We start from the raw sequence: 21069 nt of genomic DNA on the forward strand, positions 1-21069 counted from the left end.
GCGCGAGCTGCATTCCTATGATGGGCGCACGACATCACGGACCCTCCGCCCCAGAGGCGGAAGGGTCCGCAGGTGTACGGCAGCGCGACGGTGGTGGAGGGGTCGATGACTCAGGGGGCCGGTCAGGGACCCGCGGTGCGGACGGACACCGAGCGGGACTTCCGGTTGCCGGTCGCCGAACCCGCCTCGCATACCGTCCCCCAGGGGGCCGTAGCCGCCGGATCGGGCGGACCCGCGGGGCTCGGGGCGGACGCCCCCGTCTACGGCGAGTACCCCGCGTACTACGACGCCGGCCCGGCTCCCGTCCCCGCGCAGCACGGGTACGGCCACGAAGCCCCGTACGGCGCCGCCCACGCCCTCGGCGAGCCCGGCCGCCCGATGGGCCACGCCACCGAGGACGACGACCCCGAGGGGTACACCCCGACGCAGCGCGACCTCCCCGTCATCGGACGCGGTGCCCTCGGCGGCCCCGGCGACACCGTCCAGATCCAGTACGTCCCCCAGGAGACCCCCGGCGAGGGCCCCGGCCCGCTCTACGTCGTCGGCGACGTCCACGGCTACATCGACGAACTCGTCGCCGAACTGCAGCTCCAGGGGCTCATCGACGCCGACCGCAACTGGTCCGCCGGCAACGCCCGGCTCTGGTTCCTCGGCGACTTCACCGACCGCGGCCCCGACGGCATCGGGGTCATCGACCTCGTCATGCGGCTCTCCGCCGAAGCCGCCGCCGCGGGCGGCTACTGCAAAGCCCTCATGGGCAACCACGAGCTCCTGCTCATCGGCGCCAAGCGGTTCGGGGACACCCCCATCGTCTCCGGCGCCGGCACCGCCACCTTCCAGGCCGCCTGGCTCCTCAACGGCGGCCAGCGCACCGACATGGACCGGCTGCAGGACGTCCACCTCCAGTGGATGTCCCGGCTGGACGCGGCGGTCCTCGTGGAGGACCACCTGCTCCTCCACTCCGACACCACCGCCTACCTCGACTACGGCGACTCGGTCGAGGACGTCAACGACACCATTCACGAGCTGCTCAACCGCAACGACGCCGACATCACCTGGGACCTGTTCCGCAAGTTCACCAAGCGCTTCGCCTTCCGCGACGAGGAGACCGGCCCCCAGGCCGTACGCGAGCTCATCGGCACCTACGGCGGCAGTCGCGTCGTGCACGGCCACAGCCCCATCCCGTACCTGCTGGGCGAGGTGGGCACCGAGGACGGCGACGGAGCGCACGGTCCCGAGGCCGTCGTCGGCCCCCACGTCTACGCGGAAGGCCTGGCCATCGCCATGGACGGTGGCGTGACGATGGCGGGCAAACTGCTCGTCGTGCAACTCCCGCTGAACGACTGAGGCTTCCCGGAGCTGGGTATTTCCGGAAAGCCCCTGTCGACGCACGGTGTGGGCGCTCTACCATCGCTCTATCCGTAGCAGGCTCTCCTCCGTTTGTGCCGGCGCCCCGTTCTACGCGGGGATACCGGTCCTTACGGAGCATCGGGGGATGCACATGACCAGCGCTCCGCACCTGCTCACCGAAGACCGACCGGAGTTCGATCGGCTCCTCGACGAGGCGCTGCGCACGGCGAACGCCCGGCCCGAGCTCGCCGCCCTCGGCGAGCGGCTGAACGCCGAACAGCTGCGCACCATGGCCATGGGGGCCACCTCGCTGCTGACGGCCGCGGCCGCAGCCGAGTACGACCATTACGTGAAGGTCCGCAAAGAACGGCAGGACGAGATCCTGTCCACCCCGGGGACGACGGGGGAGGAAGACGACGGGCAGGGCGGTGGCGCGGGCGTCAGCGCCGTGGTCGCGGTCCTCGCACCGGTCCTGGCCGGCACCGCCATGCTGATCTTCCTGCTGGTGGGCTACATCCTGAAGATGATCGAACCCGAACCGGCCTTCGCCGACACGATGCTGACGGCGGGCTGGCTCTTCGGCGGGCTCACCGCCGCCGCACTGCTCTTCGCCGTGATCGGGCTGCTCGTGACGGCCGTCCGCAACAGTTCCACCGAGGTGGTGGCGGACGAGACCGAGGCGGTACCCGACGAGGTGGCGCGGGCCCGGGAGGCCTGGCGCAACGCCCTGCTGGAGCGGGGCATCGTGCCGTTCCTCCGGGACGCGCTGGCCGATCCCAGCGCGGGGGCCGGCTTGCCGGCCCCCCGAAAGCCAGGAGCCGGGCGCATCCCCAACCTGGGATACACCCGGCCCGATTTCACCAGTCCGGGGGCCCCTGCGGAGGGGCCCCGTCCCGGCTACTCGTCTCCGGACTTCACCAGCCCGGACTTCGGCGGCCCGGAGACCGACCCGGAGTGACGGCTACTGGCCGTTCGGCGAGCCCGAGTAGGCCAGGTCGCCCTTCCACTCAATGCCCTTGCTGCGAAGTCCGAGCGCCGGGTTCGGAGCCGGCAGGAGCTGGGTCCAGGCCTCGTCCCAGACGAAGGTGCCGCCCATGGTGTCACCGTGCGTCTGGAACACCTGGCCGGTCGTGGTCAGCACCTTGATGTACGCGTCATTGCCCTGAGCCGCGATGGAGATGCCGCAGGCAAGTCCAACGGGGAAGCCCGGGTTGTCGTCGGCGTCGCTGATGTTCTGCCAGACCGGCACGCCGCCCGGCACGGACGCCCGTCCCGCATACGCGACCCCGCCCGTGAGGGCCGCGTGGAAGTCCTCGGTGTTCGAGGGCGAGTAGCTGTCGATGTCACTGCACGGCCCGGTAGCGCCCGTCAGACCGGTGGCACCCGTCGCACCGGTGGGACCGGTAGGCCCGGTCGCACCCGTCGAACCGGTGGGGCCGGTGGCGCCCGTCGCACCGGGGTAGCCTCGCGGCCCGGTCGGGCCCGTCGCACCGGTGGAACCGGTGGCGCCCGTGGGACCGGTGGCGCCCGTCGCACCGGGATAGCCTCGCGGCCCGGTCGGGCCCGTCGCACCCTTGGGCCCCTTGGGTCCGCGCGGGCCCCGCGGGCCCACCTTGCAGTCGTCGCCGTGAGCCGCCGCCGGCGCACCCGCTCTCTTGTGCTGGGACTTGCAGTGGTCCGGACTCCCAGGCGCCTCGGCCAGCGCGACCGCCGGGGTCGCCAGACCGGCCAGCACGAGCGCCACCGTGGCGAGCGTGCCTCCCGTCAGCCAGCCGGCTCGTCGGGGCAGCGGCCCCAGGTAGACACGGGCCTTGTTCTCAGAACTCATGTACCGCTCCTCGCACACACCGGATCGAATCGACCTGCGAAGCCCGGACGTACGACCGGTCTCCGCGGGCCATCATGAGGACCCCGACGCCGCGAGTCCGACCGGCGCGCCCATCCGTCAGCGGAACGGCGCAGCGCACACCGCCACTTGGCGGTCTGCCGCACGGCCACACGGGGCCGCGTCGCATGCGCCCTGTTTCACGTGAAACACCCGTCGCTGTTTCACGTGAAACATCGGAGCGTCTGCCCGATCAGCCGGCGGACCGGTCTCCCGGAAGCCGCCTGCGCTGCGTGACGTCCGCCAGCGCCGGGGAGCGCCAAGCGCCGTCCGGGTGGTACAGATTCCGGCCCGGCTCCACGATCTCGTCGATCCGGTCGAGGGTTGCGTCATCGAGGACCAGTGCCGCGCCCTTCACCAGGGCTTCCAGCTGCTCCATGGTCCGCGGCCCAATGATCACCGAGGTGACGGCGGGATGCGCCAGAGGGAAGGCCACGGCCAGCTCGGGCAGCGTGCAGCCGATGGAGTCGGCGAGCTCCACCAGCTGCTCCACCGCCTCCAGTTTCGCGACGTTGCCCGGAAGCGCGGGGTCGAAGCGGGCCGGAGTCAGAGCCGCACGCCCCGAGGTCATGTCGATCGCGCTGCCGAGCCGGTACTTCCCGCTCAGGAATCCCGACGCGAGCGGGCTCCAGGTCAGGACGCCCATCCCGTATCTCCGGGCGACCGGGAGCACACTGCTCTCGATCCCGCGCGCGAGGATCGAGTACGGCGGCTGCTCGGTCCGGAACCTCGGCAGAGCCCGGCGTTCGGCGACGTGGTGCGCCTCGACGATGTCCTCGGCCGGGAAGGTGGAGCAGCCGAAGGCCCGTATCTTGCCGGCCCGGCCCAGATCGCCGAGGACGGACAGGGTCTCCTCGACGTCCGTGCCGTGATCCGGGCGGTGCACCTGGTAGAGGTCGATCCAGTCCGTGTCGAGTCGGCGCAGGCTGTCCTCGACGGCACGCACGATCCAGCGCCGGGAGTTGCCGCTGCGGTTGCGGCCCTCGCCCATCTGGAAGTGCACTTTGGTCGCGAGCACGACGTCGTCCCGCCGGCCCTTGAGGGCCTTGCCCACGATCGTCTCGGACTCCCCTGCGGAGTACATGTCCGCGGTGTCCACGAAGTTGATCCCGTGATCGAGCGCGGCGTGGATGATCCGCACGCACTCCTCGTGATCCGGATTGCCCACCGCGCCGAACATCATCGTGCCGAGGCAGTGCGCGCTGACCTCGATGCCGGTCCCGCCCAGAATTCGGTATCGCATGCTCATGGGCCGCACTGTAAAAGCTGGAGCGCACTCGAACACAAGCTCCCGAGTCGACGGGGCACGACGTGGAACGGCCCGGAGCACCAGCCGGACTGATGTCCGACGGCACTCCGGGCCGCTTGGGTTCACTGCTGGGTCATGCTGTTGCTTTCGCCGGGGTTACCCGTCGGGGTGTCAGGGGCGGAACTTGTTGCCCTTGTCCGCCACGTGCTTGACAGCCGGCTTCTTGGCAGCCGAGTGCTTGGCGGCCGGCTTCTTGACCGGCGGCATCTTGAGCGCGGACTGGCGCTGCAGCGGCGGGTTGTCGACCAGCGGGTTCACTGAGGTCCAGGCAGCGGTGCACGTGAGAGACGCCGGATTGCCCTGGACCACGGTGCAGTCGGTCTCCCAGACCGTCGTGAGGCCCGTCATCGGGTCGGGAGCCACGATCTCGACGTGGGTCTGATTGTTGTGGTTGCTGACCGCGATGCCGCACGCCCCGGCGGGATAGCCGGTGTTGTCGGACAGGTCGTTCCACTCGAAGGGGGTCGGGTTCGGGGTCAGTGTGCGGATTCCGGCCCACGCCTGGCCGTCTACGATGACCCCCTTGACCTCGTCGTTGGCGTTGGGCTTGTACACGGAGACGCCCGTGCACCCGCCGGTCGCGCCCGTCACGCCCGTCGCGCCGGTCGCACCAGTCGCACCAGTCGCACCCGTGGCACCGGTCGCACCGTCGACACCCGTCGGACCAGTCGGACCGGTCTCACCCGTCGCACCGGTCGCACCAGTCGCACCATCGACACCCGTCGGTCCAGTCGGACCCGTCGGACCGGTCTCACCCGTAGCGCCGGTCGCACCGGTCGCACCATCGACACCCGTCGGACCAGTCGGACCCGTCTCACCCGTGGCACCGGTCGCACCATCGACACCCGTCGGTCCAGTCGGACCCGTCGGACCGGTCTCACCCGTAGCGCCGGTCGCACCGGTCGCACCATCGACACCCGTCGGTCCAGTCGGACCCGTCGGACCGGTCTCACCCGTAGCGCCGGTCGCACCGGTCGCACCATCGACACCCGTCGGACCAGTCGGACCCGTCGGACCGGTCTCACCCGTAGCGCCGGTCGCACCATCGACACCCGTCGGACCAGTCGGACCCGTCGGACCCGTCGGACCCGTCGGACCCGTCTCACCCGTAGCGCCGGTCGCACCGGTCGCACCGGTCGCACCATCGACACCCGTCGGACCAGTCGGACCCGTCGGACCCGTCGGACCCGTAGCACCGGCCTGACCGGTCTCACCCGTAGCGCCCGTCGCACCCGCCGGACCGGTCTCACCCGTAGCGCCCGTAGCGCCGGCGGGACCGGTCGGCCCCGTCGGGCCCGTCGGGCCGACGGGCGGGCACCCGTGGTCGTGCCCGTCGTGGTGGTCGCGCCCGTCGTGGTCCCCCCAGCCGCCGTTCCCGTCGTGGTCCCCCCAGCCGCCGTGCCCGTCGTCGTCCCCGCCGCCCCGGTACCTGTCCTCCGGCGGCCCGCCGTGCGGCTCGCAGTCCTCGCCTCCGCCGCCGCCGCCCGACGGGGCAGTGGCTCTCACGGCCGTGACCGTCGGATTGACCGCCGCGATGACGGGGGTGGCCATGCCCACGAGTACGAGAGAAAGCGAGGCCAGGGCACCTCCCGCGATCCAGGCACGGTTGCGGGGGACAGGACCAAGGCGGAGCTTGGTCTGGTGCTCACGACTCATCTGCAGCGCTCCTTCGGAACGGAATGCGAGCCGGAACGGTTGGCGCCCCGGCTGCGAGTTCGAACGTCCTTGGGACTTACGGACGGAGCCGTCGGGATCTTGAGATGCCCGGGACCTTAATCAGCAGAACGGCTTATCAGACACCCCCGAACGGATGCGCCGCCGCCCACCGGGTGGCAGCGCCACCGGCGTGCCGCCGACCCATCGGCAGCTGCACTCCCTAACGTCGCCCGCGATCCGTCCGACGAGAGGGTGCTGCGGTGAGGCCGACCATCTGTCTGAACATGATCGTCAAGAACGAGGCGCCGACGATCAGGAAGTGCCTGGAGTCGGTGCGCCCCCTGATCGACACCTGGGTGATCGTGGACACGGGCTCCACGGACGGCACCCAGGACGTCATCCGGGACTGCTTCCGTGACCTGCCCGGCGCGCTCCACGAGCGGCCGTGGAAGGGATTCGACGGCAGCCGCACCGAGGCGATCGAACTCGCCCGCGCCAGCGCCGACTACCTGCTGTTCATCGACGGCGACGACGAGATGCAGATCCAGCCCGGGTTCCGCCTGCCGGAGCTGACGCACGACGCGTACCAGGTCGCGCTGCACGACGGCCCGATCGTCCACTGGCGGCCGGCGCTGGTCTCCACCCGGCTGCCCTGGCGGTACGTGGGCGTGCTCCACGAGTACATCGAATGTGGCACCGAGCACGACCGCGACGTGATCGAGGGCTTCAACATCCTCTCCGTCGGCGGTGGAGGCCGCCTCCGGGAAGAAGGCCAGCGGGCGAAGTACCTGCGCGATGCGGAAGTCCTCACCGAAGGTCTCGCGAAGGAACCCGACAACACCCGCTACGCGTTCTACCTGGCCCAGAGCTGGCGCGACGCGGGCGAGCCGGAGAAGTCCCTCGCCGCCTACGACCACCGCGTGGCCATGGGCGGCTGGGCCGAGGAGACCTACTGCGCGCAGCTCTACGCCGCACGGCTCGCGGTCACCCTCGAAAGGCCGCCGGCCGAGGTGATGGACCGCTACCTCCGCGCACACGAGAGCCGTCCCTCACGCGCCGAGGCACTCGGCGACCTCGCCCGCCTCTGCCGCCTCGAAAGCCGCTGGCCCCTCGCCTACATGTTCGCCCGGCAGGCGGTACGGGTGCCGTATCCGGACGACATCCTCTTCGTCGAGTTCGCATGGCACGACTGGCGAGCTCTCGACGAACTCGCGGTGGCCGCCTACTGGACCGGGGAGTACCAGGAGTCATCGGACTGCTGCGAACGCCTGCTCCAGGACGGCAAGCTGCCGGACGACCAGCAGGACCGGATCCTCGCGAACCTCGAGTTCGCGCGGCGCAAGCTGGGCGTGGGCTCCCGGGCGTTCGCCTGACCTTGCGCCCCGGACCGGTACCTGCCCACCCCCGCCCGGTCCGACACGACGTACGCAACGGCGGCCCGCGACTCCCCCCTAGGTGTCGCGGGCCGTCCGTGTGTGTGCCTGGGCCGGGGTCAGTCGGCCAGCGGCAGGTACACGCGGTTGCCCGCGGCCGCGAACTCGGCGGACTTCTCCGCCATGCCCGCCTCGATCTCCTCGGCGCCCAGGTCGCCACCGTGCTGGCGGCGGATGTCCTGGGAGATCTTCATCGAGCAGAACTTCGGACCGCACATGGAGCAGAAGTGCGCGGTCTTGGCCGGCTCGGCCGGGAGGGTCTCGTCGTGGAACTCACGGGCCGTGTCCGGGTCGAGGGCCAGGTTGAACTGGTCCTCCCAGCGGAACTCGAACCGCGCGTCCGACAGGGCGTCGTCCCATTCCTGGGCGCCCGGGTGGCCCTTGGCCAGGTCCGCCGCGTGGGCCGCGATCTTGTACGTGATGACACCGGTCTTCACGTCGTCGCGGTTCGGCAGGCCCAGGTGCTCCTTGGGCGTGACGTAGCAGAGCATCGCGGTACCCCACCAGGCGATCATCGCGGCGCCGATGCCCGAGGTGATGTGGTCGTACGCGGGCGCGACGTCCGTGGTCAGCGGGCCGAGCGTGTAGAACGGCGCCTCCTCGCAGATCTCCTGCTGGAGGTCGATGTTCTCCTTGATCTTGTGCATCGGGACGTGCCCGGGGCCCTCGATCATCGTCTGCACGTTGTGGCGCTTGGCGATCGTGTTCAGCTCGCCCAGCGTCTTCAGCTCCGCGAACTGCGCCGCGTCGTTGGCGTCCGCGATGGAACCGGGGCGCAGACCGTCACCCAGGGAGTACGTGACGTCGTACGCCGCGAGGATCTCGCAGAGCTCCTCGAAGTTCGTGTAGAGGAAGTTCTCCTTGTGGTGCGCCAGGCACCAGGCGGCCATGATCGAACCGCCGCGCGAGACGATGCCGGTCTTGCGGCGCGCGGTCAGCGGCACGTACGACAGCAGCACGCCGGCGTGGACCGTCATGTAGTCGACGCCCTGCTCGGCCTGCTCGATGACCGTGTCCTTGTAGATCTCCCAGGTCAGGTCCTCGGCGCGGCCGTCGACCTTCTCCAGCGCCTGGTACAGCGGCACGGTGCCGATCGGCACGGGAGAGTTGCGCAGCACCCACTCGCGGGTGGTGTGGATGTTGCGGCCGGTCGAGAGGTCCATGACCGTGTCGGCGCCCCACTTGGTCGCCCAGGTCATCTTGTCCACCTCCTCCTCGATCGAGGAGGTGACGGCGGAGTTGCCGATGTTGGCGTTGACCTTCACCAGGAACCGCTTGCCGATGATCATCGGCTCGATCTCGGGGTGGTTCACGTTGACCGGCATGACCGCGCGACCTGCGGCGATCTCCTCGCGGACGACCTCGGGGGAGACGTTCTCGCGGATCGCGACGTACTCCATCTCCGGGGTGATCTCGCCCCGGCGGGCGTACGCGAGCTGCGTGACCGCGACGCCGCCACGGCCGCGGCGGGGCTGGCGCGGACGGCCCGGGAAGACCGCGTCGAGGTTCTTGAGGCCACCGCGCGGCGAGGTGTGCTTGATGCCGTCGTCCTCGGGGCGCACGGGGCGGCCCGCGTACTCCTCGGTGTCACCGCGGCTGATGATCCAGTTCTCGCGCAGCGGCGGCAGGCCGCGGCGGACGTCGGTCTCGACCTGCGGGTCGGTGTACGGACCGGACGTGTCGTAGAGCGTGACGTCCTTGCCGTTGGTGAGGTGGACCTGGCGAACCGGCACCCGGATGTCGGGGCGGGAGCCCGCCACGTATCCCTTGTGCCAGCCGGGCTGGCGCTCGGTCTGGCCGTCGGCGTCCTGGCTGACGGCAGGCGTGCGTGCGTCCTGAATGGTCATGAGACCTAATCTCCCTACGCCGGCATTACCCGGTAACAGGTTCGGCGGTCGACGCAGCCTCCTCCCGTACGCATATTCGAATGCGAACGGTGATCAGCGCCCTCTCAGCCCGGTGCTCCGAGCTCCCGCGTTGTGCAAAGTAGCCCCCACGCTAGCGTCATGTGTGGCGTGCTGAACAGTGGGCCCCCTCATCTGTTGCGATGATCAGTCAGTGACGTCCTCGCCGCAGCCCCCCACCGAACCCACGGATCCCGCTGGTCACGCCGACCACGCGGGCCACGCGCACGCGGACCCCGGTCACTCGCCGGACCGGTCTCCCGGACACTCCCACGGCCATGCGCACAGCCATGGCCCGGCGGCTCCCGTCTCGAAGCACCTGCGCAAGGTGATCGCGGCCGTTCTGATCCCCTTCGCGGCCGCCGTCGTGATCGGCATGGCGGTGCTCTGGCCCGGTGGCGCGCCGGGCCACGAACGCACCGGGGTCGGCTTCGACCGGCAGACCCAGCAGGCCACGGTCGTCGCGCTGCAAAACGTCGACTGCAAATCCGTGAACGCCGCGCAGGTGCCGGCCACCGGCGACACCTCCACCCCCGAGGGGCGCGAGGCCCTCGCCGCGCAGACCGGCGAGTGCAAGAAGGCCACCGTCAGGGTCGGCAGCGGCCCGGACAAGGGCCGCGAGTTCGTCGAGATCGTCCAGCCGGGCGCGCCCAGACAGTTGGCGGACGGCCAGGACGTGGTGGTCGCCTACGCGCCGGACGCGCCCCAGGACCTCCAGTACTCGGTGATCGACGTGAACCGCAAGCTGCCGATGGCCCTGCTCGCGGGCATCTTCGCCCTCGCGGTGGTCCTCGTCGGGCGGATGCGCGGACTGTTCGCGCTCATCGCCCTTGCCGTCAGCTTCGCGGTGCTGACCCTCTTCATCCTCCCCGCGATCCTGCAGGGGTCGAATCCGCTGGTCGTGGCCGTGGTCGGAGCCAGCGCGATCATGCTGATCGCGCTCTACATGTGCCACGGGCTGACGGCCCGCACCTCGGTCGCGGTCCTCGGCACCATCATCTCGCTGCTGCTGATCGGCCTGCTGGGCTCGCTGTTCATCGACTGGGCCTTCCTCAGCGGCAACACCGACGACAACACCGGTCTGATCCACGGGCTGTACCCGAACATCGACATGAGCGGTTTGCTGCTTGCGGGTGTCATCATCGGATCGCTCGGCGTACTTGACGACGTGACCGTCACTCAGACCTCGGCGGTCTGGGAACTCCACCAGGCAGACCCGTCGATGGGCCCGCGCGGGCTCTACCGGGCGGGCATCCGCATCGGCCGCGACCACATCGCCTCAGTGGTGAACACCCTCGTACTGGCCTACGCGGGAGCGGCGTTGCCGCTGCTCCTCTTGTTCTCGATCGCGAACAGCAGCATGGGTTCGGTGGCCAACAGCGAGCTGGTCGCGGAAGAGATCGTACGAACTCTCGTGGGCTCGATCGGACTGGTCGCCTCGGTACCCGTGACGACGGCGCTGGCCGCGCTGGTGGTGTCCGCCGACCGCGCGGAATCCCCGGCGGCCACAGCGGCCGCGGGGCCGCTCCGCGGCGGCCGGGGTCGGCGACGCAAGCGCTGAAAGGCGGACCGGCGGGCGCGACCGGTCAGTTCGCGCACACGGCCGGTCGTGAGGAACGGCAAGGTGGAGCGCTCAGCGCGTCGGCACGCTGAGCCGTGGTGCATGGATCCGGTGATGCAGGTGGTGCAGATCGTGCGGTGATGGGTGCCGGCACGCCCTGGTCAGCGGACGTCCGGCCGGGCTTCGCTCAGCCCGCGTTCTGCTCGTTCTGCTGCGACTCCGCGAGGATCTTGTCGAGCGCCTCGTCGAGGTTCTCCTCGAAGTCGCCGAGGTTGCGCTCCTGGCCGAGCGGAACGATCCGGTCGGTGCGGTCGAGGAACGCCACGAGTGGCGCCGCGCTCGCGCGGAAGAGTGCCCGGTCTGCGCCTACTTGCAGCCGGATGTGGACATCGGACAGTTCCTCCGGATCGGTCGGGGCGATGTGGACATCGCCGTCACCGCACGGCTTGTTGATGCCGTCCAGAAGGAGCTCCCGGCCGAACGCCCAGGTCACGGGCGCGTCTCCGGGAAGGTGGAAGGTCAGGCGAACTGCGTAGGGGTCACGAGCGTCGTACCGGAGCTCCACCGGGATCCGGAACGAGAGCTCCTCGGAAACGAGGAAACTCATCATGACCTCTGCCTGTACCGACTCGCGCATTGCCTACCCCGCTGTAGTGGAAGTGGCCAGGAATGATCCCCCAAGGCCCTCTTGACAAGAGTGGTGTAAGCGCTTGCAGATCACAAGGAGTGAGTTTTCAGATACTGATAGAGAACGAGAGGGTGCTCAACAGCGCGCCTACTTCACTCCGTAGCCGATCGACCGCATACAGCAATCGATTTTCTTGGTGCAGAGGGAGAGAAATCGCCATGGTCGCGGCGGTGTCGCCGGCCGTGATGGGGATGGCCGCGCACACCGTGCCCAGGGCGTATTCCTGGCGCTCGGTCACCGGCTGCATCCGCTCCATGGAGCCGATCCGCAGCTCCAGAGCCCTCAAATCCCGCACGGTGTAAGGGGTGATGGCCTCGACCGGGTGACGGTCGTAGTAGTCCTTGCGCGCCTTCTCGTCGAGCTGGCCGAGCAGGCACTGCCCGATGGCGTGCGCGTGGCCGGTCTCGCGGAAGTCGGCCCACTCTTCACAGGCCGGGTTCGCCGGGGTGTCCGAGACACCCACGACCTCGATTTCACCCTCGCGGTAGACCGCGAAGTAGACGGGGGCACCGACCGCGTCGCGGAAGTGCGCGAGTGAGTCGAGGATCATGCTGCGACGTTTCTGCTGAAGCCCGCCACCGGCCAGACGGCCCGCGGCGTCCCCCAGGACGAAGACCCCGCTCTCCCGTCGCAGATAGCCCTCGTGCGTCAGGGTGCGCAGCAGGTGGTACGCGGTGGGAAGCGGGAGCCCGGCCTCGCGCGCCAGTTGTTTCGCCGGGGCTCCCTCGCTATGGGAACCCACCGCTTCGAGCAGCCTCAGTGCCCGCTGCACCGAACCGATCAGAGTCGGCACACCGGCATTGTGAACCGAAGACAAAGCTCACCCCCAGGCGTGGCGGCGGGCCTTGGGGGGGCCCGCCCTGCGGGGGCCGCCCCCGCGTGTGCCGTGACTCCTGGGGGTCGTGCTCGGTGGCTGTAACAAAGAACCGCAGGTCAGAGCGGCAGTACCGGCGTTCGGTGCCCAGGGAACGGCACAGATTGCCACTCTATCCGCCGATTCCCGGGCTGTGAGCGGTTTAGCGCTTCACGTTCCCTCAGCTGGGTTAATCCCACTGTGACCCTGCTTGCGCCAGTTCTACCACTCTCCGGCGGAGGACTTCGACTCGGTGCCCTTGAACTTCCTGACGACGAAGATCAGGCCTCCGACGAGGGCCACGAGGAGCAGCGCCTTGAAGAGGAAGCCGATCAGCGCACCGATGATGCTGGTGATCACACCACCGAAGACGAACAGCACCAGCAGCGGGACGGCGACCCACTTGACCCACCAGGGCATGCCCTCGAATATCCCTCGGATGCCTTCCATGTCCTCGACCTCTTCTTCCTAGTCCGTCTAGCCGGTGAACTCCTGCTCTCGATGCTAGGAGGCCACGGCCCCGGGCGGGGGCCCGCGAGCCCTCGTAGTCCCCTGATCCGACCCCTAGGGGAACGGGGTCCCGAACCCTCAGCCCAGGGGTCCGTTCACCCTTCCGGCGGAGAGAAGACGACCATTACTTTCAGGTTCTCGGTGATGTGGTGGAACTTGTGCGGCACCCCGGCCGGCACGTAGACCACGCTCCCGTTGGCGACCGTCGTCGTCTCCTCCCCGACGGTGATCGAGGCCCGGCCGCTGACGACGAAGTACACCTCGTCCTGGCCGTGCGGCTGCTGAGGATCGTTCTGCCCGGCGTCCAGCGCGTACAGCCCGACCGACATGTTCCGCTCGCGCAGGAACTGCAGGTAGGCACCCTCGTTCGCGGCCCGCTCGGCCTCGAGCTCGTCCAGCCGGAAGGCCTTCATCGTCTTTGTACCCCTTGTGCTCTCTCGTCCGGCAAGCATCCGCAGATCAGCTGATGTTCCACCGGGACCTTCTCTGCAACGATCAGACACATGACGAATTTCGTAGTCAAGACCCTCGCCAACGCGGCAGCCCTGGGCGTCGCCATCTGGCTCGTCTCGGGCATCACGCTGGCCGACGACAGCAGCACGGCCCACCAAGCGCTCTCCCTGATCCTGGTCGCGCTGATCTTCGGCCTGGTCAACCTCATCGTCAAGCCCGTGGTGAAGCTGCTCTCGCTGCCCCTGTTCGTCCTCACCCTCGGACTCTTCACCATCGTGGTGAACGCGGCGATGCTGCTGCTGACCTCATGGCTGGCCGAGCAGTTCGACCTCAGCTTCCACGTGAACGACTTCTTCTGGTCGGCGATCGTCGGCGCCCTGATCATCTCCATCGTCTCCTGGGCCCTCAACATGGTCCTGCCCGACAAGAACTGAAGCCGGGGCCCATGTACCGCGTGTGCTTCGTCTGCACCGGCAACATCTGCCGCTCGCCCATGGCCGAGTCGGTCTTCCGCTCCCACGTGGCCGACGCCGGGCTCTCGGACGTGGTCGAGGTCGACAGCGCCGGCACCGGCGGCTGGCACGAGGGGGACGGGGCCGACCCGCGCACCGCAGCCGTCCTGGAGGCCGCCGGATACGAGCCGGGCCACCGGGCCCGGCAGTTCCGGGCCTCCTGGTTCGCCGGCCTAGACCTCGTCATCGCGCTCGACACCGGTCACCTGCGCGACCTCAGAGCGCTCGCCCCCACCCCGGAGGACGCCGCCAAGGTCCGGCTGCTGCGGTCCTACGATCCGGCGGCCCCGTCCGCGCAGGCCGACGTACCGGACCCCTACTACGGCCCCCTCGAAGGATTCGAGGAGTGCCTGCACCTGGTCGAGGCGGCGAGCCCCGGCCTGCTGGCCGCCGTAAGCCAAGCCGTGAAGGAGCACACCCGATGAACGCCCCCGCCCCCGTGCCACCAGCGTCCGAGCGGCTCGGCGACGGCACCGTCGCCGTCCGCGCCGGTCTGCCGGAGCCCGTCAAGAACGAGCCGCCGCTGCCCGGCCCCGTCTTCGCCGCCCACTTCCACCTCCCCGGCGACGTCGAGGGCCCCTACGCCTACGGCCGCGACACCAACCCCACCTGGACGCTGCTCGAGCGGGCCATCGGGGAGCTGGAGGCGCCCGGCCTGGACGGGGTGGACACGGTCGTCTTCGCCTCCGGCATGGCCGCCGTATCCGCCGTCCTGCTCTCCCAGGCACGCGCCGGCGACACCGTCGTCCTGCCCGACGACGGCTACCAGGCGCTGCCCCTCGTACGGGAACAGCTGGAGGCCTACGGGGTCCACGTGCGCACCGCCCCCACCGGTGAGGACGCCCAGCTCGCGGTCCTCGACGGGGCCCGGCTGCTATGGCTGGAGACCCCGTCCAACCCGGGGCTCGACGTCTGCGACGTACGGCGCCTCGTGGACGCGGCGCACGCCGGCGGAACCCTCGTCGCCGTCGACAACACCCTCGCGACCCCGCTCGGACAGCGCCCCCTCGAACTGGGCGCCGACTTCTCGGTGGCCAGCGGCACCAAGGGCCTGACCGGCCACGGCGACCTGCTCCTCGGGTACGTCGTCTGCCGCGACGCCGAGCTCGCCGCGGGCATCCGCCGCTGGCGCAAGGTGGTCGGCGCGATCCCCGGCCCCATGGAGGCCTGGCTCGCCCACCGGTCCCTGTCCACGATCCAGCTGCGCGCCCAGCGCCAGTGGGCCAACGCCCTCGCCGTGGCCGAGGCCCTCGCCGACCGCGGCGACGTCACCGGGCTGCGCTACCCGGGACTGCCGTCGGACCCGTCCCACAAGACAGCCGCGCGGCAGATGCGGGGCTTCGGCTCCGTGGTCTCCTTCACCCTGCCCGACCGGGCGCACGCGGAACGGTTCATGGCCGCCCTGCGGCTCGTCGAGGACGCCACCAGTTTCGGTGGGGTGAGGTCCACCGCGGAGCGCCGCCGGCGGTGGGGCGGCGACAACGTTCCGGAGGGCTTCATCCGCTTCTCCGCCGGGGCCGAAGACACCGAGGACCTGGTCACGGACGTCCTGCGGGCACTCGACCTGGCGGCCGCGAAGAGCTGACCGCCTGTCCGAAGGCGGTCCGAGAACGCTGCTCTGCGGCTCGGACCGCCCGGATCCCCGCCCGGCGGGTTTCACCGGCACGCGTTTCAGAAGCGGAAGTCTGGGCCACTCTTCTCCCATGACCGAACGTCCAGTGGTCAAACGCACCGCCCGCGCGATCCTGCTCGACGGTGGCGACCTGATCCTCATCAAGCGGACCAAACCCGGCGTCGACCCGTACTGGCTCACTCCCGGCGGGGGCGTGGAGCCCTCGGACCTGACCGTCGTCGACGCCCTCCACCGAGAACTCCACGAGGAACTCGGCGCGAAGATCACCGATGTCGTGCCCTGCTTCGTCGACACCGTCGAGCACATCGCCGACGGGGGAGTGACCGGCGTCAAGGTGCAGCACTTCTTCGTCTGCCATCTCGAATCCATGGACCCCAGCCAGCGGCACGGCCCCGAGATCGACGAGCCGGAGGGCGAGTACGAGATCGTCCGCGTGCCCTTCAGCCGCGTCGGCATCGCCGCGGTACATCTCGTCCCGCTGTCCCTGCGCCACTACCTCGACGGCAACATCGAGGGCGTGCGCGCGATGCACGCCCCCGACCTGGGCTGACCCACCGCACGCGGGCGCCGCCGCCGGAATCAGCCGGCGACGCCCGCCAGTTCCTCCACCTCGTCGTGCCGGATCCGCTCCCTGGGGATCCCGATCCTCTTCAGCGCGTCCACCCCACTGCGGATCATCGCGGCCGGCCCCGAGACGAACGCGTCGTACGAGCTCCAGGGCCCGTGGGTGCCGACGGCCTGGGGCAGTTGTCCGGCCAGGCCCTCGTCGCAGACCACCGGGCGCACCGACAGCCAGGGGTGCGAGCGCTGCAGTCCCAGCAGCGTGTCCTTGTCGTACAGGTCGTCGTCGCTGCGCGCCCCGAAGAACACTTCCACCGGGCGCCGCTCTCCGTGCTCGGCCACGTCCTCGATCAGCGCTTTGATCGGGGCGATGCCCGTCCCGCCGCCCAGGCACAGCATCCCGTTGTCGGTGCTGTGGTCCACCACCATCGATCCCGCCGGGGGCCCGAGCCGCAGCACGTCGCCGGGGCGGGCGTGCCGGACGAGCGCGTTGGAGACCCATCCCGCCGGAACGGCCTTGATGTGGAAGGACAGCAGTCCGTCCGCGCGCGGCGCCGAGGCGAAGGAATAGTGCCGCCAGATCCGCGGCCACCACGGGGTCTCCAGGGTCGTGTACTGGCCCGCGAGGAAGGGGTAGGGCTGGTCGGGGCGGACGGTGAGCACCGCGATGTCGGAGGTGCGCAGATCGTGCGAGACCACCTCCGCGTGCCACCACGGCGGCGCCTTGGGCTCGTCCTCGGCCGCCGCGTCGATCATGATCTGGGAGATCGCGGTGTACGCCCGCACCCAGGCGGCTTCGGTCTCCGGCCCCCAGGTGGCCTCCGCGTACTTGGACAGCGCCCCGATCAGGGCCTCTCCCACCGGCGGATAGTGCTCGGGCAGGGTTCCGTACTTGCGGTGCCCCGTGCCCAGCCGGCGCAGGTAGGCGGTGAGCACCTCAGGGTTGTCGATGTGCTCGGCGGCCGTCAGCAGCGCCTTCAGCAGCCGGTCGCGCTGCACGTCCATCGCGGCGGGGAACAGCCCCCGCAGGTCCGGGTATCCCGTGAAGACCACGGCGTAGAAGTAAGAGGTCACCTTGTCGGCGACGGGCGCGATCTCCGCGAGGGTCCGGCGGATGAGCACCGCATCGGGAGAGGGCTCGGGAGAAGGTTCGGGGGAGGGCTCGGTCGCCCCGTCCCCGGACGGTATCCGGGATGACCCCCGTCTTGCCGATCTGGTGGGCGGAGCGTCCATGCGGTGCCTCGCTTCGAGCATCTCGGTAGGTCTGCACGCGCCACGGCCTTCGAATCCGTGGTTCCGGGTTTCACAGCGTGCCAGTCCGCCCCAGAGCCTGCGGGGAAATACGGGAAATCCGCGTTTCGAACCCACTTTCCCCTTAAGATGCCTCAACTCCCGTGCGCGCCACCCCTGTCAGCTGGTATGCCTCGCGCAGGTCCCGGCCCTCGTACACGTGCGTCGCACGCTCCACCAGGTAGGGCCGGGCGTTCACCGCGACCGAGAGCGGGACCGCTGCGAAGAGCGCCACGTCGGTGCTGGAGTCCCCGTACGCGACACAGTCGGCCCGGGTCACGCCGAACCGCTCGCACAGCCGGTCGGCGACCGTCACCTTCCCCTCCGGCGTCAGGATCCCGGCCACGTCCACCGGGCGGGTGAAGGGCACTTCCGGGAAGACCGAGCCGTGCGCGGCGTGCGCGCCCCACTCCAGCAGCAGCTCCACGAAGAACGACGGCGACAGTGAGATGACCGCGCAGTAGTCCCCGCGCCCCCGGATCTCCTGCCAGACCTCCCGGATCCCCGACAGCCACGGAGCCCCGTCGAACGCGGCCCGGACGTGCGCCGGAGTCAGTTCCGCCCAGAGCGTCTGCGCCGCCAGCGCGAACTGGTGCGGCTGGAGCTCCCGTGCGGCGAAGGCCCGCTCCAACTCGGCGATCTCGTCGGACAGCCCGAGCTGCCGCGAGATCTCGACCGGCGAGGCCGAGCCGTACATCAGCGTCCCGTCGAGGTCGAACAGGTGAAGGAGGGTCATAACCGTCGAGGCTAGTGCCTTCGTTTCACGTGAAACAGTGGTTGCCTCCCACGGGACCTCGTGTGGATGTTTCACGTGAAACATCCATCCCAAATCCTCTGGACCGGGTCGCCTTCGATGAACCAGGCTGGGCCCGTGACACCACCACACCTCACCTCCCTCCCGATCCGCGCACTGACCGTGGACGACCTCCGCCACTGCGCCGATCTCTCCGAAGACCGCGGCTGGCCCCGCGAGGACCACAAGTGGGGTCTGCTGCTCGCCGCCGGACACGGCTACGGCGTCGACGCCCCCGACGGTAGGGGACTGGCCACGGCCTGCGTGGTCACCCGGTACGGACCTCCGCTGGCCGATCCCGAACTCGCCGCCATCGGCATGGTCCTGGTCGCCGAGCGCTACGCCCGCCAGGGTCTGGGCCGGCGCCTGATGACGTACGTCTGCGACGAGGTCCTCAAGGGCGTTCCGCTCACCCTGCACTCCACCCCGTACGGCCGGCCCCTCTACGAGGAGCTCGGCTTCGAGACCACCGGCCGCGCCGAGATGCTCCGGGGCTCCTTCAGCCCGGACGCCACCGGTCCCGCGCAGGACACCGTCCGCGTCAGGCCCGCAGGCGCCGAGGACATCTCGCGGATCCTCCGGCTGGACGCCGAGGTCTTCGGTGCCGACCGGACCCACCTGGTCACCCGGCTGCCGGCCTTCACGGACCGGCTGCTCGTCGCCGAGGACCCGTCCGGCGAGCTGATCGGCTACGGAGCGATCTGGCCGAACATGGAGACCCATGTGATCGGGCCCCTGGTGGCCCGTGACACCGGCGCGGCCCAGGCCCTCGTGACCGCCCTCGCGGCGTCCACGGACCGGCCCCTGCGTACCGATGTCGACGTCCGTCACGAAGAGCTGCTCGGCTGGCTCAAGGACCGCGGCCTCGGCTCCGTGGCCTTCAACACCGTCATGACCCGGGACACCTCCGGGCTGCCCGGCGACTGGACCCGCCGGTGGGCGCCGCTCACCGTGGCAGCCGGCTGAGCGAGGAGCACCAGACCATGACCGACAGCGACTCCGGCCTGCTCATCCGTTCCGCCACCGAGGAGGACCTGCCCGAGATCGTCGCGATGCTCGCGGACGATCCGCTCGGCGCCACCCGGGAGTCCCCGGAAGACCTCGCCCCCTACGCGACGGCCCTCAAGCGGCTGACGGACGACCCCCACCAACACGTGGTCGTCGCCGTCCGCGCGGGCCGCGTCGTCGGTACCCTCCAGCTGACGATCGTCCCCGGACTTTCCCGCAAGGGGAGCACCCGTTCCATCATCGAGGGCGTACGGGTCCACGCCGACGAGCGCGGCAGCGGGCTGGGCACCCGGTTCATCGAATGGGCGATCGAACAGTCCCGTGCCGAGAACTGCCAACTCGTCCAGCTCACCTCGGACGTGACCCGCACCGACGCCCACCGCTTCTACGAGCGGCTCGGCTTCACCGCTTCCCACGTCGGATTCAAGCTCCAGCTCTGAGGCCCCGTGCGTGGGCCGGGCCGCTGTCGGGCGCCCGGCCTACGATCGGGAGGATGAGCAGCCTTCCCCTCATCACCACCGCGGACCGCCGCAGGCGCCTCGGCCGCAGGCACCGCCTGGCCCCGTCGGCACACGCCGCCACCGTGTCCGAGGCCGCGGACTGCGTCGTCGCCCTGCACGCCACCGATGCCGCGACCGTCTTCCTGTCCGCCCGCGCCAGGCTGAGCGAAGGCGCACCCGCCGCGATCGAGCAGGCCCTGTACGAGGACGTGACCCTCGTACGGCTGCTCAGCATGCGCAACACGCTCTTCGCCGTCTCCACCGAACTCGCCCCGTACGTCGACGCCTCCACCGCCCGCGGCATTGCCGCGAAGGAGCGCCGTACCTTCCTCAAGCACCTCGACGAAGACGGTCAGGGCCTCGACGCGGACTGGCTGGCCCAGGTGGAGAGCGCCGTGCTCGACGCGCTCGACGCGCACGGCCCCTCCACCGGCAGCCAGCTCTCCACGGCCGTCCCCGCCCTGCGCCGGAAGTTCGTCTACGGCCGGGGCAAGAACTACGAGACCGAGACCGGGGTCGCCACCCGGGTCATCCGCCTGCTGGCCGCCGACGGCCGGATCCGCCGGGACCGGCCCCGGGGATCGTGGACCTCCAGCCAGTACCGCTGGGCCCACACCGAGCCGTGGCCCGCCGGACCCGCGGCCGGGGCCCGCGCCGAGATCGCCCGCCGGTGGCTGCACGCCTACGGTCCGGCCACCGAGGCCGACCTCAAGTGGTGGACGGGCTGGACCCTCACCGAGGTCCGCAAGGCCCTCGCGGCCGTCGGCCCCGACGAGGTCCGGCTCGAGGACGGCGCCTCCGCGCTCGTCTGCCCCGGGGACACCGGGCCCGAACCCGAGCCGGAGCCCTGGGTCGCGCTGCTGCCCGCCCTGGACCCGAGTGCGATGGGCTGGGCGGACCGGGGCTTTCACCTCGACCCCGTCCACCGGCCGCCCCTCTTCGACCGCTCCGGCAACATCGGCCCCACGGTGTGGTGGAACGGAGAGATCGTCGGCGGCTGGGCCCAGCGCGGCGACGGCGAGATCGTCCACCGGCTGCTGGGCGACCCCGGCAGCGAAGCCGGGAAGGCCGTCGCCGCCGAGGCCGTCCGGCTCGCCGCCTGGCTGGGGGAGGCCCGCGTCACCCCGGGCTTCCGCACCCCACTGGAGCGTGAACTCACGGCGGGGTGAA

Annotated in this window: 21 protein-coding genes; 11 read left to right on the forward strand and 10 right to left on the reverse strand. The window is 70.3% G+C overall.

From position 1 onward, the window contains the following. Positions 1-90 precede the first annotated feature (90 nt). Both ACODT5_RS37620 and ACODT5_RS37625 read left to right on the forward strand, forming a co-directional pair. Positions 91-1347, forward strand: coding sequence for a metallophosphoesterase (locus tag ACODT5_RS37620; protein WP_422525153.1), 1257 nt, complete (start codon positions 91-93; stop codon positions 1345-1347). Between the two features lie 148 nt (positions 1348-1495). After that, on the forward strand, positions 1496-2308 hold the full coding sequence (locus ACODT5_RS37625; RefSeq protein WP_422523512.1) for a hypothetical protein: 813 nt from the start codon (positions 1496-1498) through the stop codon (positions 2306-2308). A gap of 3 nt (positions 2309-2311) precedes the next feature. On the opposite strand, the gene ACODT5_RS37630 is transcribed toward ACODT5_RS37625, so the two are convergent. The 3 genes from ACODT5_RS37630 to ACODT5_RS37640 all read right to left on the reverse strand — a co-directional run bounded on the left by ACODT5_RS37630 (position 2312) and on the right by ACODT5_RS37640 (position 5135). Then, entirely contained in the window at positions 2312-3178 is an 867-nt protein-coding gene (locus ACODT5_RS37630) for a collagen-like domain-containing protein (RefSeq protein WP_422523513.1), read from the reverse strand. 250 nt (positions 3179-3428) lie between these two features. Next, a complete protein-coding gene (locus tag ACODT5_RS37635) occupies positions 3429-4478 on the reverse strand; it encodes an aldo/keto reductase (RefSeq protein ID WP_422525154.1) in 1050 nt (349 codons plus the stop codon). Between the two features lie 177 nt (positions 4479-4655). Then, positions 4656-5135, reverse strand: a complete 480-nt coding sequence (locus tag ACODT5_RS37640) for a hypothetical protein (RefSeq protein ID WP_422523514.1) — start codon at positions 5133-5135, stop codon at positions 4656-4658. A 1325-nt stretch (positions 5136-6460) separates the two neighbouring features. Here ACODT5_RS37640 and ACODT5_RS37645 point away from each other — a divergent pair. Further along, complete coding sequence (locus ACODT5_RS37645) at positions 6461-7573, forward strand: tetratricopeptide repeat-containing glycosyltransferase (RefSeq protein ID WP_422523515.1); 1113 nt, start codon at positions 6461-6463, stop codon at positions 7571-7573. A 119-nt stretch (positions 7574-7692) separates the two neighbouring features. On the opposite strand, the gene thiC is transcribed toward ACODT5_RS37645, so the two are convergent. Beyond that, positions 7693-9480, reverse strand: coding sequence for a phosphomethylpyrimidine synthase ThiC (gene thiC / locus ACODT5_RS37650; protein WP_422523516.1), 1788 nt, complete (start codon positions 9478-9480; stop codon positions 7693-7695). A 211-nt stretch (positions 9481-9691) separates the two neighbouring features. On the opposite strand from thiC, the gene ACODT5_RS37655 reads away from it, so the two are divergent. Then, complete coding sequence (locus ACODT5_RS37655; RefSeq protein ID WP_422523517.1) at positions 9692-11098, forward strand: YibE/F family protein; 1407 nt, start codon at positions 9692-9694, stop codon at positions 11096-11098. Between the two features lie 187 nt (positions 11099-11285). Here the strand turns inward: ACODT5_RS37655 and ACODT5_RS37660 are convergent, their stop codons facing one another. The 4 genes from ACODT5_RS37660 to ACODT5_RS37675 all read right to left on the reverse strand — a co-directional run bounded on the left by ACODT5_RS37660 (position 11286) and on the right by ACODT5_RS37675 (position 13562). Continuing rightward, entirely contained in the window at positions 11286-11735 is a 450-nt protein-coding gene (locus ACODT5_RS37660) for an SsgA family sporulation/cell division regulator (protein ID WP_243331178.1), read from the reverse strand. Positions 11736-11832: 97 nt separating this feature from the next. Further along, positions 11833-12570, reverse strand: coding sequence for an IclR family transcriptional regulator (locus tag ACODT5_RS37665; protein ID WP_385368743.1), 738 nt, complete (start codon positions 12568-12570; stop codon positions 11833-11835). A gap of 291 nt (positions 12571-12861) precedes the next feature. Further along, the gene (locus tag ACODT5_RS37670) at positions 12862-13080 is read right to left on the reverse strand and encodes a DUF5326 family protein (RefSeq protein ID WP_243331368.1); all 219 of its coding nucleotides are present in this window, start codon (positions 13078-13080) and stop codon (positions 12862-12864) included. Between the two features lie 164 nt (positions 13081-13244). Continuing rightward, positions 13245-13562: a cupin domain-containing protein gene (locus ACODT5_RS37675; RefSeq protein WP_422523518.1), complete on the reverse strand. Its 318-nt coding sequence runs from the start codon at positions 13560-13562 to the stop codon at positions 13245-13247. Positions 13563-13652: 90 nt separating this feature from the next. On the opposite strand from ACODT5_RS37675, the gene ACODT5_RS37680 reads away from it, so the two are divergent. From ACODT5_RS37680 to ACODT5_RS37695, 4 genes are all read left to right on the forward strand, one after another. Continuing rightward, positions 13653-14036, forward strand: coding sequence for a phage holin family protein (locus tag ACODT5_RS37680; RefSeq protein WP_422523519.1), 384 nt, complete (start codon positions 13653-13655; stop codon positions 14034-14036). Between the two features lie 11 nt (positions 14037-14047). After that, entirely contained in the window at positions 14048-14539 is a 492-nt protein-coding gene (locus ACODT5_RS37685) for a low molecular weight protein-tyrosine-phosphatase (RefSeq protein WP_422523520.1), read from the forward strand. Further along, complete coding sequence (locus ACODT5_RS37690; RefSeq protein WP_422523521.1) at positions 14536-15699, forward strand: cystathionine gamma-lyase; 1164 nt, start codon at positions 14536-14538, stop codon at positions 15697-15699. Before ACODT5_RS37685 ends, ACODT5_RS37690 begins: the two co-directional genes overlap by 4 nt. 118 nt (positions 15700-15817) lie before the next feature. Then, complete coding sequence (locus ACODT5_RS37695; RefSeq protein ID WP_385368599.1) at positions 15818-16297, forward strand: NUDIX domain-containing protein; 480 nt, start codon at positions 15818-15820, stop codon at positions 16295-16297. A gap of 29 nt (positions 16298-16326) precedes the next feature. Here the strand turns inward: ACODT5_RS37695 and ACODT5_RS37700 are convergent, their stop codons facing one another. Beyond that, complete coding sequence (locus ACODT5_RS37700; protein WP_422525155.1) at positions 16327-17625, reverse strand: globin domain-containing protein; 1299 nt, start codon at positions 17623-17625, stop codon at positions 16327-16329. A 58-nt stretch (positions 17626-17683) separates the two neighbouring features. Further along, on the reverse strand, positions 17684-18334 hold the full coding sequence (locus ACODT5_RS37705) for an HAD family hydrolase (protein WP_422523522.1): 651 nt from the start codon (positions 18332-18334) through the stop codon (positions 17684-17686). A 135-nt stretch (positions 18335-18469) separates the two neighbouring features. On the opposite strand from ACODT5_RS37705, the gene ACODT5_RS37710 reads away from it, so the two are divergent. From ACODT5_RS37710 to ACODT5_RS37720, 3 genes are read left to right on the forward strand one after another with little or no spacing between them, the layout of a single operon-like run. Beyond that, positions 18470-19357, forward strand: coding sequence for a GNAT family N-acetyltransferase (locus tag ACODT5_RS37710; protein WP_422523523.1), 888 nt, complete (start codon positions 18470-18472; stop codon positions 19355-19357). Between the two features lie 17 nt (positions 19358-19374). After that, positions 19375-19839 (forward strand): GNAT family N-acetyltransferase, encoded by a 465-nt coding sequence (locus ACODT5_RS37715; RefSeq protein WP_422523524.1) that lies wholly within the window; start codon positions 19375-19377, stop codon positions 19837-19839. 53 nt (positions 19840-19892) lie between these two features. Further along, the gene (locus ACODT5_RS37720; RefSeq protein WP_422523525.1) at positions 19893-21068 is read left to right on the forward strand and encodes a winged helix DNA-binding domain-containing protein; all 1176 of its coding nucleotides are present in this window, start codon (positions 19893-19895) and stop codon (positions 21066-21068) included. Position 21069: the final 1 nt, after the last annotated feature.

This window comes from Streptomyces tatrensis (assembly GCF_049310065.1).
In the GTDB taxonomy this organism is placed as follows: domain Bacteria; phylum Actinomycetota; class Actinomycetes; order Streptomycetales; family Streptomycetaceae; genus Streptomyces.

What these genes read in the sequence shown, in the direction of transcription:
- ACODT5_RS37625 (WP_422523512.1), top strand. Translation starts at nt 1,496, where the DNA reads ATGCACATGACCAGCGCTCCGCACCTGCTCACCGAAGACCGACCGGAG.
- ACODT5_RS37630 (WP_422523513.1), bottom strand. Translation starts at nt 3,178, where the DNA reads ATGAGTTCTGAGAACAAGGCCCGTGTCTACCTGGGGCCGCTGCCCCGA.
- ACODT5_RS37635 (WP_422525154.1), bottom strand. Translation starts at nt 4,478, where the DNA reads ATGCGATACCGAATTCTGGGCGGGACCGGCATCGAGGTCAGCGCGCAC.
- thiC (WP_422523516.1), bottom strand. Translation starts at nt 9,480, where the DNA reads ATGACCATTCAGGACGCACGCACGCCTGCCGTCAGCCAGGACGCCGAC.
- ACODT5_RS37660 (WP_243331178.1), bottom strand. Translation starts at nt 11,735, where the DNA reads ATGCGCGAGTCGGTACAGGCAGAGGTCATGATGAGTTTCCTCGTTTCC.
- ACODT5_RS37675 (WP_422523518.1), bottom strand. Translation starts at nt 13,562, where the DNA reads ATGAAGGCCTTCCGGCTGGACGAGCTCGAGGCCGAGCGGGCCGCGAAC.
- ACODT5_RS37680 (WP_422523519.1), top strand. Translation starts at nt 13,653, where the DNA reads ATGACGAATTTCGTAGTCAAGACCCTCGCCAACGCGGCAGCCCTGGGC.
- ACODT5_RS37685 (WP_422523520.1), top strand. Translation starts at nt 14,048, where the DNA reads ATGTACCGCGTGTGCTTCGTCTGCACCGGCAACATCTGCCGCTCGCCC.
- ACODT5_RS37690 (WP_422523521.1), top strand. Translation starts at nt 14,536, where the DNA reads ATGAACGCCCCCGCCCCCGTGCCACCAGCGTCCGAGCGGCTCGGCGAC.
- ACODT5_RS37695 (WP_385368599.1), top strand. Translation starts at nt 15,818, where the DNA reads ATGACCGAACGTCCAGTGGTCAAACGCACCGCCCGCGCGATCCTGCTC.
- ACODT5_RS37705 (WP_422523522.1), bottom strand. Translation starts at nt 18,334, where the DNA reads ATGACCCTCCTTCACCTGTTCGACCTCGACGGGACGCTGATGTACGGC.
- ACODT5_RS37715 (WP_422523524.1), top strand. Translation starts at nt 19,375, where the DNA reads ATGACCGACAGCGACTCCGGCCTGCTCATCCGTTCCGCCACCGAGGAG.
- ACODT5_RS37720 (WP_422523525.1), top strand. Translation starts at nt 19,893, where the DNA reads ATGAGCAGCCTTCCCCTCATCACCACCGCGGACCGCCGCAGGCGCCTC.